Annotated in this window: 2 protein-coding genes; both read left to right on the top strand. The window is 32.4% G+C overall.

From position 1 onward, the window contains the following. The gene (locus GQR92_RS02120; RefSeq protein ID WP_158837576.1) at positions 1-2,100 is read left to right on the top strand and encodes a fibronectin type III domain-containing protein; all 2,100 of its coding nucleotides are present in this window, start codon (positions 1-3) and stop codon (positions 2,098-2,100) included. 136 nt (positions 2,101-2,236) lie between these two features. Beyond that, complete coding sequence (locus tag GQR92_RS02115) at positions 2,237-14,776, top strand: hypothetical protein (RefSeq protein WP_158837575.1); 12,540 nt, start codon at positions 2,237-2,239, stop codon at positions 14,774-14,776. Positions 14,777-14,799 lie beyond the last annotated feature (23 nt).

Raw genomic sequence — 14,799 nt, 5'->3', positions numbered from 1 at the left:
ATGAAAGTAAGAAAATTAATAAATAGGGTTTTTGTAGTAAGTAGTATTTTATTGTTATCATTTATAAGTAATGCTCAGCAAAATAAACTTAAAGATAGTTTGCCTACGGTAAGAATATTATCTAGAGTACAAGAAAATAAAGTTTTGTTACGCTGGGGAGTAGATCAACCAATTGCGTGGCAAAAAACAAATAAAAGTGGTTTTGTTTTAGAAAAATATTTATTTTCTAAAGATGGTAATCGTTTACCAATACCTAAAATATTATGGCAAAAAACAATAAAGGCAGCGCCATTAGAAACTTGGCAAAATATTGTAGCTAGCAATAATTATGCAGCAATAATAGCACAAGCTATTTATGGCGAAAGTTTTGAAGTTGGAGGTGTTTCCGGAGGACAATTATCAAAGATTGTAAATCAATCTCAAGAGATACAACAACGTTTTTCTTTTGCTCTTTTTGCTGCAGATATGAATTTTGATGCAGCTAAAAAAGCAGGTTGGGGGTTTGAAGATACAGAACTATTAGAAAATGAAGAATATGTTTATAAAATAAAAATAGCGCTACCTAAAGAAGTCTTAAATGTAAAAAGTTCTGCAATTATAGCAGGGTTAAAAGATTATGAGCCGCTGCCTTCTCCAACTGATTTACAAGGTATTTTTGGTGATAAAAATGTAATTGTTACTTGGGAATATGCTTTGTATAAAACCATTTATACTTCTTATAATTTAGAGCGTTCAGAAAATGGAATTGATTTTAAACAGTTAAATAAAGAGCCTTTATTAAATATAAATGACAAGCCTCACGCACCTGCTAAACGAATGTATTATGTAGATTCTTTAGCACAAAATGATAAAAAATATTTTTATAGAGTAAATGGTATTTCTTCATTTGGTGAAACCGGAGCTTATTCAGATACAATTTCGGGCGTAGGTAAACCTGTTTTACCTTTTACACCAAAAATTAGTGATTTTAAGTTTACCAACTCAGAAAATGAAGCCATTATTTATTGGGAATTTCCTAAAGAGGGAGAAAAAGTTACGGCAAAATTTCAATTAAACCATGCAGAAAAAGATTCTGGTCCATACAAAGTAGTTGTAGACAATATTCCTGCAGACCAGCGTAGTCTTACGTATTCTAATTTAGATCCATCAAATTACTTTACAATAACTGCTGTTGGTACTACTGCTAAACAACAAAAAACATCGTTTAGTAAACTTGTTCAAGCTATAGACACTACACCACCAGTGAAACCAGTTGGTTTAGAAGGGAAAATAGATAGTTTAGGAATTGTCCGTTTTAATTGGAAAGCAAATACGGAAAAAGATATTCTAGGGTATCGTGTATTTAGAGGTTTTACGGAAAAAGAAGAACCGTCTCAAATAACAATATCACCGATTAAAAATAATAAATTTATAGATACGGTAATTGTTGCTAATTTAAATGCGAAGGTGTATTATAAAGTGGTAGCTGTAGACAAGCGTTTTAATCATTCTGAAATGTCAGAAGTTTTAATATTAGAAAAACCAGATGTAATACCACCAACTGCTCCTGTTTTTTCAAACTATAAAATAGATCAAGGAGCTGTTCAATTAACATGGATAAACTCGTCCGAAGAGAATGCAACACATATTTTATTGCGTAAAAACATGACTGATGCTTTTGCCTGGAAAGAAATATATAGAGTAACTGATGGTACAATTCAGAGTTTTAAAGATACCAAAGTCGAGGCAGATAAAACATATAGATATGCTATAAAAGCTATTGATAAAAGCGGCTTAGAGTCACTACCTTCCTCTCCTTTAACCATTAAAGTAGTAAACTTAACACCTGCTAGTAGTATTAAAGAGATTAATTTTATTGTAAACAGAGAAAATAATTATATAGAATTATTTTGGAGAGCAGATACCAAAAAAATAGCAGAATATACTATATATAAGCAAGTAGAGGGTGAAAAACCTACTACCTGGCGTGTGTTACCTGTAACGGTAAAAAGAACAGTAGATAAGGATGTATACCCAAATCAAGTATATATTTATCACTTTAGAGCTACAGAAAATGATGGTTCATATTCTAAAGTAAAAAAAGTTGAAGTTAAATTTTAAGGCTATGAAAAATAAGATTATTATTTTCGTTTTACTTTTTTTTGCTAATAATATATATAGTCAGCAGAATTATGAAATTAAATTAAATTTTTGGTTTAAAGTTGATCGTAATGTAAAAAATAAGACATCCTCAAATATGAGGATTAAATTATATTATTCAGACAATACTAGTGAACAAGTTTTTTATAGGGATATAAGAGATGATACGTATCAGGCTGCTACAAACATTGTTTTACAAAGAAATAAAAGGCCAATAAGGTTTCATATTTCTGGTTTTGTAAATTTTGGTTCAACAGGAAATGCTAATTGGAACAATTCTTTATATTTAAATAACGGCTGTAGATTACAACAGCGTTATACATACTCTCATAGTGGTTTTCAAAATGATAAAATAAATTTTGATTACTCTTCTCGTCCAATAATCAATTTAACACAACCCAATAATACTCTAATTGGGTTTAATAATGATTTTACTGTAACTACTGCTTACAATTCAAGCGGTTTTTATAATACACTTTATAATTGGGAATATCAAATAGTAGGTAATGGATATCCTTTACCAGGTAGTTGGATTGACATGCCAAATACAGTAAATGGTACTGTTGTAAATGGTAGATCTTCTTTTAGAATAAAACTATCAGACTTTATTTCTGATGAAAATACTGTGTTAGGAAAAGAAATTTATTTTCGAGTGAATTCTTGCGATAATTTATATTCAGAAAATCAGATTTATTATGATATAAAAAAATCTGCTCCGTACGTTTTTTCTCAGTCTAGTAATGTTTTGTGTTATGATTCTTTAGATGGATCTGTAAAAATTAACTTTGATCGCTCATTAGTAGAAGGAGAAAAGATTACCTACGTTTTAAAGAATAATACAACAGATGAGTATTTTAATCTTCCAGATGCGGTTAGTTTGGTTTATCAACCAGATGGAGTAAATTATACCTTAGAAGGTGACAACTCATACACTATAAGTGGTTTATCTCAGGGTAATTACGAATTTAAAGTTTTTGGAACTTATGTTACGAATTTTAGTACAGGAGAAACAAATCAATTATATACAGGAGATGCAAACCATACAACAACATTTACAATAAATAAACCATTACCTGTAGAATTTGAGGCAGAAGTAATAAAACAAGTGTATTGTTATGGAGGTAGTGATGGAACCCTAGAAATTAAAGCTTGGGGAGGTGAGTTTACAGCTGCAACCAATCAATATTATTATTGTATTACAGAAGTTGGTAATACGGGATTAAATAAAACATCTACATCCATAGATTGTTGGGTACCTTTTACAAATAGAGTAATAACAATAGAAACTAGCGACCCAGTAGATCCGATAGGTCCATATCTACCTAAAACTTCAAAAAATAAGGCAAATGCTGTTACCTCAATTGATTCAATAGATCCGATTGGTCCAATAGACCCAATTGATCCAATAGACCCAATAACTATAAAAAGACGTTTTGTTAAAGAAACCATTACTATAGGTGCTGGTTCATATATAATTAAGGTAAAAGATGCCAATGGCTGTATTGCTAAAGTTATTACAAGAAATGCGAGTAATGTAATTATTGCTTATGGACCTGATGTCTTTGAAGATTCAATAATTGTTACTGAACCAGATTTTCCTGTAAGTATAACAATGGGTACTATTGCTAACGGTGGTGTTGCAGAACCAACAGCTTTTGGTAGGTCAGACGGTAGAATTACAGCTAAAATTAGTGGCGGAACAACTTTTAGAGAACTTGATGAAGATTTTGATATAGTAAATGATAATTATTATAATTTTACTTGGCAATATTTTAATCCAAATACAACAACTTGGGAAGATTGGTCAGATTTTGAATATGTTTATGAAGAAAATCCAACAGGTATAGATTATTGGAATATAATTTTAAAAAATGCAAAAGCAGGTGAGTATCGTTTAACTGTAAAAGATGTTAATTATACTAAAACAACAGATAATTTAGGGTGTACTTCTAGTGTTAAAAGATATACATTAGACGAACCAGAAGAATTATTAGTCACTATTTTAGAACCGACAACAGAACAACAAATAAAGTGTTTTGGAGATAGTGGTTCTTTAACAGCACAAACATCTGGTGGTATAGCTCCATATCTTTACAAATGGTATAAAGTAAATGGAAGTTCTAGCGAGTTGCTTTCAGAAACTGGGCAAACAGCAAATAATTTAGTAGCTGGTGATTATAAAGTGGAGGTAACCGATAGAAATGGTAATGTTGAAATAAGTGTTTCAGCTATTTCAGAAATTAGAAATTTAAAAGAACCTTCTGCTTTAAAATTTACGAGTGATGTAACAAATGTTACTTGTTTTGACGGAGAAGATGGTGCTATTAATATTACCACTTCTGGCGGTACACCGCCATATACTTATCAATGGAGTGATGAAAGTGAGCAAAAGTTTAATGAAGACAGAACCCAATTAAGAGGAGGTGTTTATAATGTAATTATTACCGATAAAAATGGTTGTACGGTTAAGAAAGCAGTTAATTTAGATGAAGAAGGTATTAATGTTATACAGCCAGAGTCTGCTGTAAAAATCATAACAAACATTTTTCAACCAACCAGTGTTGCCAATGGAAATGACGGTGTTATTGCAATTACCGTTTCTGGTGGAACAGGTAATACTTACAGTATAAATTGGTCTAAAAATGGTGTCCCGTTTGCTTCGGAAGAAGATTTATTTGGTTTAGAACAGGGTATCTACATGGTAACTGTTACCGACAGTACAAGAGAATGCTCTACTACAGAAACATTTATTATTGAAGATCCTGAGCCAATGTTTGTAGAAATAATAAAAGAACAAGATATTTCTTGTTCTTATCTTACTGATGGTATTTTAAAAGCAGAAGGATCAGGAGGTATTTTAGTGGATAGTGCCGATTATTCGTATGAATGGTTTAAGCAAATTGCAGGAACTTTTACAAGTATTAATCAATATTCTATAACAGCTACAGGTTTAGATGCTGGTGTTTATAAAGTAATCATTAAAGATTTTAACGAGTATTCTGCAGAAAATACTTTTACGATAACAAAACCGAATAAAATAGTTATTTCATATACAAAGCAAGATGTGTTATGTAAAGATTCTAAAGATGGTAAAATAACATTTTCAGTATCTGGAGGTTCATCAATAATAAACGAAGGAATCGAAATATATAATTACATTCTTAAGGGAAGTGATGATTTTGAAGTTGCCAATGAAATAACAATTAATAACCCAATAAATATTGAGAATTTAAAACCAGATACATATATCTTAACAGTAAAAGACGCTAATGTTTGCGAAGAAATTGTGTCTTTTAAAATATTAGAACCACAAACTAAGATAACAATAGATATCGATTTAGATAACGATGTAATAGACCCAACGGCTTATAATAGTACAGATGGGGCTATAAATAATGTTACAGTAGCTGGTGGTTCTGAAGGTTATTTATATGAATGGTTTAAAATTGAAGAAGGAATTAGAACTCCATTAGGTATTACAACAAAAGATGTTAGTGGTTTAGGTGATGGTTTTTATCAATTAACTGCTACAGATAGTAATGGATGTGCTACCAATTCTGAAATAATACAACTTATTGAACCTATTGAATTAACGGTTTCTGTACAAGTACAATCAGATATTAGATGTTTCGAAGGTACTGGTAGTTTAATAGCTTCTGCAAACGGAGGTATTGGTAATTATTCTTATCAATGGTATCAAATAGAAGAAGGTGTAGAAACTGAACTAACTGAAACAGAAGCATTTATTTCTGGGATTAATTCGGGGCTTTATAAAGTAAAAATTAGCGATGATTATATTAGTAAAACATCTGAAATTTTTACATTTATAGAACCAGTAAAAATTACTATTGCAGCACCTATACTTACACATATTAGTTGTTTTGGAGAATCTTCTGGTAAAATAGTAATAAATGTTTCTGGCGGTACTATTAATTTAAATGAAGATTATACTTATTTATGGACAAAAAGTGGTACAACAAATATTATTCCTTCAACGACCAATATCGTTGAGAATCTTTCTCCTGGTAGTTATCAAGTTAGGGTTACAGATAGCAATGGTTGTTATAAAGAATTCGAAAATATTGTAATTAATCAACCAGCAACAATTTTAAAAATTGATGCTGAAACCGTTACGAATGTCACAGAATTTCAAGCAAATGATGGGAGTATTGAAGTGGTAGTAGCTGGAGGGATACCGAATTACACTTATAAATGGACAAAAATACTTGAAGGTTTAGAAGATGAAGTGCTTGCCGCTACTGGTAATCAAATTACAGATCTTAGTAAAGGTCTTTATAAGTTAGAAGTCGTAGATAATTTAGGGAATGGTTGTAAAATAACTAAAACCTTTGAAATAGGAGAGCCTGATTTATTAACAGTAGAAATAGAGCAAACACATTTTAATTTATGTTTTGACGATAAAAATGCTACTTTAAAAGCAAAACCAACAGGAGGAAAAGAGCCGTATGAATTTATTTGGTACAAAATAGATGAACCAAGTATTTCTATTGGTACAGAGCAAATACTTGAAGAAATTATATCAGGAAGTTATGGGGTTAAGGTTACCGATCGTAATGGTGTTTCTGTTAGTAGTGATGTTACTTTAAATGTGCTTGAAAAATTAGATATTACTTCTATCCAAATAGATGTATCTTGTTATGGAGGGAATACGGGTGCTATCGATATTTCTGTAACAGGAGGTACTTTGACAGCAGGAGAATTTTATCGTTATTCATGGGATTCTGGACAAACTACAGAGGATATTTCAGGTGTATATGCAGGAGATTATACACTTACAGTAACGGATAGTAATAATTGTTTTGTAACCAAATCATTTACAATAACAGAACCAGAGAGTGCACTTTTAATAAGTGCTTCTACTATAGTTACGCCCACAGCAAACAGACTTTCTAATGGAAGTATTTCTTTAACGGTTTCAGGAGGAATTGCAGGTTATACTTACAATTGGTCAAATGGATTGGGAGAGACGCTTTCTGATACAAATGGTAATTTAGAAAACCTACCAGAAGGTATTTATACCGTTTTAATAAAAGATAATAACGGAACCGGATGTGAGATTACACAACAATTTAATTTAGAAGGTCCATCAGCTTTGTCAGTTGTTATAGAAACAACAAGTATTTTATGTTATAATGGTACAGGTCAAGTAACAGCTACTGGATCAGGTGGAGTTTTACTTCCCGGAGAAGATTATAGATACAGTTGGTTTACTATTGATGATGTTTCAATTACGTCTGGAGACAACCTAATAGCAGGTGATTATTACGTTATTGTAAAAGATAGTAATGATAATAGTGTTAGAAAAGATTTTAATTTAGCAGCTCCTTTAGAAATCATCATTACAGGAGAAACTGAAAATGTATTTTGTTATGGAGGGAATACAGGTGCTATCGATATTTCTGTAACAGGAGGTACGTTAGTATCTGGAGAATCTTATCGTTATTCATGGGATTCTGGACAAACTACAGAAGACATTTCAGGTGTATCAGCCGGAACTTATGTAGTAACCGTAACAGATAGCACAGAAGAATGTTTTGTAACCAAATCATTTACAATAACAGAACCAGAGAGTGCACTTTTAATAAGTGCTTCTACTGTAGTTACGCCCACAGCAAACGGACTTTCTAATGGAAGTATTTCTTTAACGGTTTCAGGAGGAATTGCAGGTTATACTTACAATTGGACAAATGGATTGGGAGAGACACTTTCTGATACAAATGGTAATTTAGAAAACCTACCAGAAGGTATTTATACCGTTTTAATAAAAGATAATAACGGAACCGGATGTGAAATTACACAACAATTTAATTTAGAAGGTCCATCAGCTTTATCAGTTGTTTTAGAAGAAACAAGTATTTTATGTTATAATGGTACAGGTCAAGTAACAGCAACCGGATCTGGTGGAGTTTTACTTCCTGGAGAAGATTATAGATACAGTTGGTTTACTATTGATGATGTTTCAATTACATCTGGAGATGACTTAAATGCAGGTGATTATTACGTTATTGTAAAAGATAGTAATGATAATAGTGTTAGAAAAGATTTTAATTTAGCAGCTCCTTTAGAAATCATCATTACAGGAGAAACTGAAAATGTATCTTGTTATGGAGGGAATACAGGTGCTATCGATATTTCTGTAACAGGAGGTACGTTAGCATCTGGAGAATCTTATCGTTATTCATGGGATTCAGGACAAACTACAGAAGACATTTCAGGTGTATCAGCCGGAACTTATGTAGTAACCGTAACAGATAGCACAGAAGAATGTTTTGTAACCAAATCATTTACAATAACAGAACCAGAGAGTGCACTTTTAATAAGTGCTTCTACTATAGTTACGCCCACAGCAAACGGACTTTCTAATGGAAGTATTTCTTTAACGGTTTCAGGAGGAATTGCAGGTTATACTTACAATTGGACAAATGGATTGGGAGAGACACTTTCTGATACAAATGGTAATTTAGAAAACCTACCAGAAGGTATTTATACCGTTTTAATAAAAGATAATAACGGAACCGGATGTGAAATTACACAACAATTTAATTTAGAAGGTCCATCAGCTTTATCAGTTGTTTTAGAAGAAACAAGTATTTTATGTTATAATGGTACAGGTCAAGTAACAGCAACCGGATCTGGTGGAGTTTTACTTCCTGGAGAAGATTATAGATACAGTTGGTTTACTATTGATGATGTTTCAATTACATCTGGAGATGACTTAAATGCAGGTGATTATTACGTTATTGTAAAAGATAGTAATGATAATAGTGTTAGAAAAGATTTTAATTTAGCAGCTCCTTTAGAAATCATCATTACAGGAGAAACTGAAAATGTATCTTGTTATGGAGGGAATACAGGTGCTATCGATATTTCTGTAACAGGAGGTACGTTAGCATCTGGAGAATCTTATCGTTATTCATGGGATTCAGGACAAACTACAGAAGACATTTCAGGTGTATCAGCCGGAACTTATGTAGTAACCGTAACAGATAGCACAGAAGAATGTTTTGTAACCAAATCATTTACAATAACAGAACCAGAGAGTGCACTTTTAATAAGTGCTTCTACTATAGTTACGCCCACAGCAAACGGACTTTCTAATGGAAGTATTTCTTTAACGGTTTCAGGAGGAATTGCAGGTTATACTTACAATTGGACAAATGGATTGGGAGAGACACTTTCTGATACAAATGGTAATTTAGAAAACCTACCAGAAGGTATTTATACCGTTTTAATAAAAGATAATAACGGAACCGGATGTCAGATTACACAACAATTTAATTTAGAAGGTCCATCAGCTTTATCAGTTGTTTTAGAAGAAACAAGTATTTTATGTTATAATGGTACAGGTCAAGTAACAGCAACCGGATCTGGTGGAGTTTTACTTCCTGGAGAAGATTATAGATACAGTTGGTTTACTATTGATGATGTTTCAATTACATCTGGAGATGACTTAAATGCAGGTGATTATTACGTTATTGTAAAAGATAGTAATGATAATAGTGTTAGAAAAGATTTTAATTTAGCAGCTCCTTTAGAAATCATCATTACAGGAGAAACTGAAAATGTATCTTGTTATGGAGGGAATACAGGTGCTATCGATATTTCTGTAACAGGAGGTACGTTAGCATCTGGAGAATCTTATCGTTATTCATGGGATTCAGGACAAACTACAGAAGACATTTCAGGTGTATCAGCCGGAACTTATGTAGTAACCGTAACAGATAGCACAGAAGAATGTTTTGTAACCAAATCATTTACAATAACAGAACCAACACGTTTTGATGTAGATTCTGTAAGCTTAATTAGAGCTTCTGAAGGTAATGCTGATGGTAGTATTTCTATTCAGATAATTGGAGGAGAGGCTCCATATTCTTATCAATGGTTAGATAGCGCAGGTACAGTTTTGGTAGAAACTTTTAATTCTAATGAAATCACCAACGGAATTGCCAATATATCAGAAGGAGTGTATACCATTATTATAACTGATAATACAGGATGTATTCATGAAGAAGTTTATAGTTTAACAAATCCAGGTGAATTAATAGCCTATATAGAGCAAACCGAAAACATTAGTTGTTTTGGGGATTCAAATGCAATCTTACAGGTTGTAACGACAGGAGGAGTAGGAGGAAATAGTTATATTTGGATGAATTCAGAAACCAATGAATCTCTTGGAGAAGATAGTGAAATTTTAAACAATGTTTCAGCTGGTAGTTATTATGTAATTGTAAAAAATGCCGAAAATATTCAAGAACAAAGTGCCGTTTTTGAGGTGATTGCACCAAGTGAAATACAGGTTATAAGTAGCTCTGAAAATTTAACTTGTTTTGAATCTGCAAATGGTTCTATTGGATTGACTGCTGCCGGAGGATCTGGAGTTTATCAATACAGAATAAAAGAAAACACAGGTTCATTTAGTAATTGGATTTCTTTTAATAGCACAAACACCACACTTATTAATGACCTAAATAGCGGATTGTATAAAATTCAGGTTCAAGATAATAGTGGCTGTAGTTTTAATAGTAATGGTTTAAGAGAAACTATTGAGATAGAAATTACTGAGCCAACACTTTTAGAAATTGATTCTTACACAGAAACAGCAGTCACTGGCTTTGGGTTATCAAACGGATCTATAGCTTTAGAAATTGTTGGAGGAACAACTCCGTATACCATTGCATGGAAAAATGAAGCAGGAGAAACACAAGCTTCTACATCAGCATTTTTAGAAAATATAAGTGCAGGAGTTTACAATGTAAGTATTATTGATGCAGAAGGTTGTACAACAACAGGCAGTTATACAATAACTGAACCTACATCATTAGCCGTAAATGTAGTTCAAGAGAACACTATTTTGTGTTTTAATGATACTACAAGTTTAGAAGCATTTGCTACAGGAGGATCAGAATTATATTCATTTGTTTGGTATGACAATATTTCTGGAAATGAAATAGGAAATACAAAAAGAATAAACGGATTATCTGCAGGTAATTATTATGTAATTGTAACAGATGCTGGAGGAAACACAATTGAAAGTGCCGTTTTTGAGGTGATTGCACCAAGTGAAATACAAGTTACAAGTAGCTCTGAAAATTTAACTTGTTTTGAATCTGCAAATGGTTCTATTGGGTTGACTGCTGCAGGAGGATCTGGAGTTTATCAATACAGAATAAAAGAAAACACAGGTTCATTTAGTAATTGGATTTCTTTTAATAGCACAAACACCACACTTATTAATAACCTAAGTAGCGGATTGTATAAAATTCAGGTTCAAGATAATAGTAGCTGTAGTTTTAATAGTAATGGTTTAAGAAAAACTATTGAGATAGAAATTACTGAGCCAACTCTTTTAGAAATTGATTCTTACACAGAAACAGCAGTCACTGGCTTTGGGTTATCAAACGGATCTATAGCTTTAGAAATTGTTGGAGGAACAGCTCCGTATACCATTGTATGGAAAAATGAAGCAGGAGAAACACAAGCTTCTACATCAGCATTTTTAGAAAATATAAGTGCAGGAGTTTACAATGTAAGTATTATTGATGCAGAAGGTTGTACAACAACAGGCAGTTATACAATAACTGAACCTACACCATTAGCCGTAAATGTAGTTCAAGAGAACACTATTTTATGTTTTAATGATACTACAAGTTTAGAAGCATTTGCTACAGGAGGATCAGAATTATATTCATTTGTTTGGTATGACAATGTTTCTGGAAATGAAATAGGAAATACAAAAAGAATAAACGGATTATCTGCAGGTAATTATTATGTAATTGTAACAGATGCTGGAGGAAACACAATTGAAAGTGCCGTTTTTGAGGTGATTGCACCAAGTGAAATACAAGTTACAAGTAGCTCTGAAAATTTAACTTGTTTTGAATCTGCAAATGGTTCTATTGGGTTGACTGCTGCAGGAGGATCTGGAGTTTATCAATACAGAATAAAAGAAAACACAGGTTCATTTAGTAATTGGATTTCTTTTAATAGCACAAACACCACACTTATTAATGACCTAAATAGCGGATTGTATAAAATTCAGGTTCAAGATAATAGTGGCTGTAGTTTTAATAGTAATGGTTTAAGAGAAACTATTGAGATAGAAATTACTGAGCCAACACTTTTAGAAATTGATTCTTACACAGAAACAGCAGTCACTGGCTTTGGGTTATCAAACGGATCTATAGCTTTAGAAATTGTTGGAGGAACAACTCCGTATACCATTGCATGGAAAAATGAAGCAGGAGAAACACAAGCTTCTACATCAGCATTTTTAGAAAATATAAGTGCAGGAGTTTACAATGTAAGTATTATTGATGCAGAAGGTTGTACAACAACAGGCAGTTATACAATAACTGAACCTACATCATTAGCCGTAAATGTAGTTCAAGAGAACACTATTTTGTGTTTTAATGATACTACAAGTTTAGAAGCATTTGCTACAGGAGGATCAGAATTATATTCATTTGTTTGGTATGACAATATTTCTGGAAATGAAATAGGAAATACAAAAAGAATAAACGGATTATCTGCAGGTAATTATTATGTAATTGTAACAGATGCTGGAGGAAACACAATTGAAAGTGCCGTTTTTGAGGTGATTGCACCAAGTGAAATACAAGTTACAAGTAGCTCTGAAAATTTAACTTGTTTTGAATCTGCAAATGGTTCTATTGGGTTGACTGCTGCCGGAGGATCTGGAGTTTATCAATACAGAATAAAAGAAAACACAGGTTCATTTAGTAATTGGATTTCTTTTAATAGCACAAACACCACACTTATTAATAACCTAAGTAGCGGATTGTATAAAATTCAGGTTCAAGATAATAGTAGCTGTAGTTTTAATAGTAATGGTTTAAGAAAAACTATTGAGATAGAAATTACTGAGCCAACTCTTTTAGAAATTGATTCTTACACAGAAACAGCAGTCACTGGCTTTGGGTTATCAAACGGATCTATAGCTTTAGAAATTGTTGGAGGAACAGCTCCGTATACCATTGTATGGAAAAATGAAGCAGGAGAAACACAAGCTTCTACATCAGCATTTTTAGAAAATATAAGTGCAGGAGTTTACAATGTAAGTATTATTGATGCAGAAGGTTGTACAACAACAGGCAGTTATACAATAACCGAACCTACACCATTAGCCGTAAATATAAATGCTCAAAATATAATTTTATGTAATGGTTCTCAAAATGGAAGTTTAAGAGCTACCGTATCAGGCGGAATTCCTTTTAACGCTTCTACATATATTTATAATTGGTTTAAAGAAGGATCTGCCATCAGTATCGGTAGTAGCATAAGTAAGAATAATCTTGGAGCTGGTACTTATTATGTAGTAGTTGAAGATGCTAATGGAAATAGTAAAGAAAGTGCTCTTTTTGAACTGACGGAACCGATGGTTTTAGAAAGTACTTTGACTTCTTCTTATACATCTTGCGGAATAGATAATGACTGGACTATTGAAGCCCAAATTACAGGAGGTACTATGCCTTACACTTACAGTTGGAATACTGGAGATGATACGGCAACAATAGCGAATGTTACGCCTGGTAATTATATACTTATTGTAGTAGATGCTGCTGGATGTAGATTAACAGAATCTTATAGAATTGAAGCACCGATAGTGCTAAATGTAGAATCGGAGGTACAGCAAATAAGTTGTTTTGACGCTTGTAACGGTGAAATAAATTTAACAATTACAGATGGCGTTGCTCCATACACAATCTTGTGGAATACAAATGATACAACTGCGTCTATTAGTAATTTATGCTCTGGCGTTTATACTGTTTCGGTAACAGATCAGAAAGGATGCGAGGTAATAAAAGAATTTACCATTGAAAGTTTAGAACCAATAATGATAAATTTAGGTGAAGATAAAACGTTATGCACAGGACAATCTCTAGAACTAGATATAGCTGTAGATGAAGCAAATGTAACTTACCTTTGGGAATCAAATACAGGCTTTTTTAGCACAAGTTCAAATGTATCTTTAACAGAAACAGGCGTTTATACGGCTAGCATTACTAATAGTTTAGGCTGTGTGGTTTCCGATAGTATAGAAATTATTAATTCAAATACAATTGTTGGCTCAGAGTTTTTAATGACCTCTCAGGCTTATGTAAATCAAGAAGTAGTTATATTTAATGTTAGCAGTCCTATTGGAGATTCATCGGAATGGATAGTTCCTCAAAGTGCTACAATTGTAGAAGAAAATGAGAATTCTATAACACTTATTTTTACAGAAGTAAATTCTTATGAAATTGGTTTAAGGTCTATATACGGATCATGCTATCAAGAAAAATTTAAAAATATTGTTATTGAAGAAAGTAGCAATCTACCAGATCCAGGAGATACCAATTTACCATTTATTTTAGATTTTACAGTTTCTCCGAGCCCCAATAATGGTATTTTTGAAGCAACCATTCTATTAGCAGAACCGAGTCCTATATTGCTTAGAATGTTTAATGTTTATGGCGAATTTATTTTAGAGAAACCCGTAACAGAAATTAGAGAAGAATATTCTATACCATTCTCTACAAATGTAGCTATCGGAACCTATTTTCTAGTATTAGAAACAGCAAATAAAACACAAATTAAAAAAGTAATAATTAATTAATGAAGTTGCAACAACACATATTA

The sequence above is a fragment of the Polaribacter sp. L3A8 genome, from assembly GCF_009796785.1.
GTDB lineage: Bacteria > Bacteroidota > Bacteroidia > Flavobacteriales > Flavobacteriaceae > Polaribacter.
The sequence above is the reverse complement of the archived record's forward strand: the minus strand, read 5'-3'. Positions and strand labels throughout refer to the sequence as shown.

What these genes read in the sequence shown, in the direction of transcription:
- GQR92_RS02120 (WP_158837576.1), top strand. Translation starts at nt 1, where the DNA reads ATGAAAGTAAGAAAATTAATAAATAGGGTTTTTGTAGTAAGTAGTATT.
- GQR92_RS02115 (WP_158837575.1), top strand. Translation starts at nt 2,237, where the DNA reads ATGAGGATTAAATTATATTATTCAGACAATACTAGTGAACAAGTTTTT.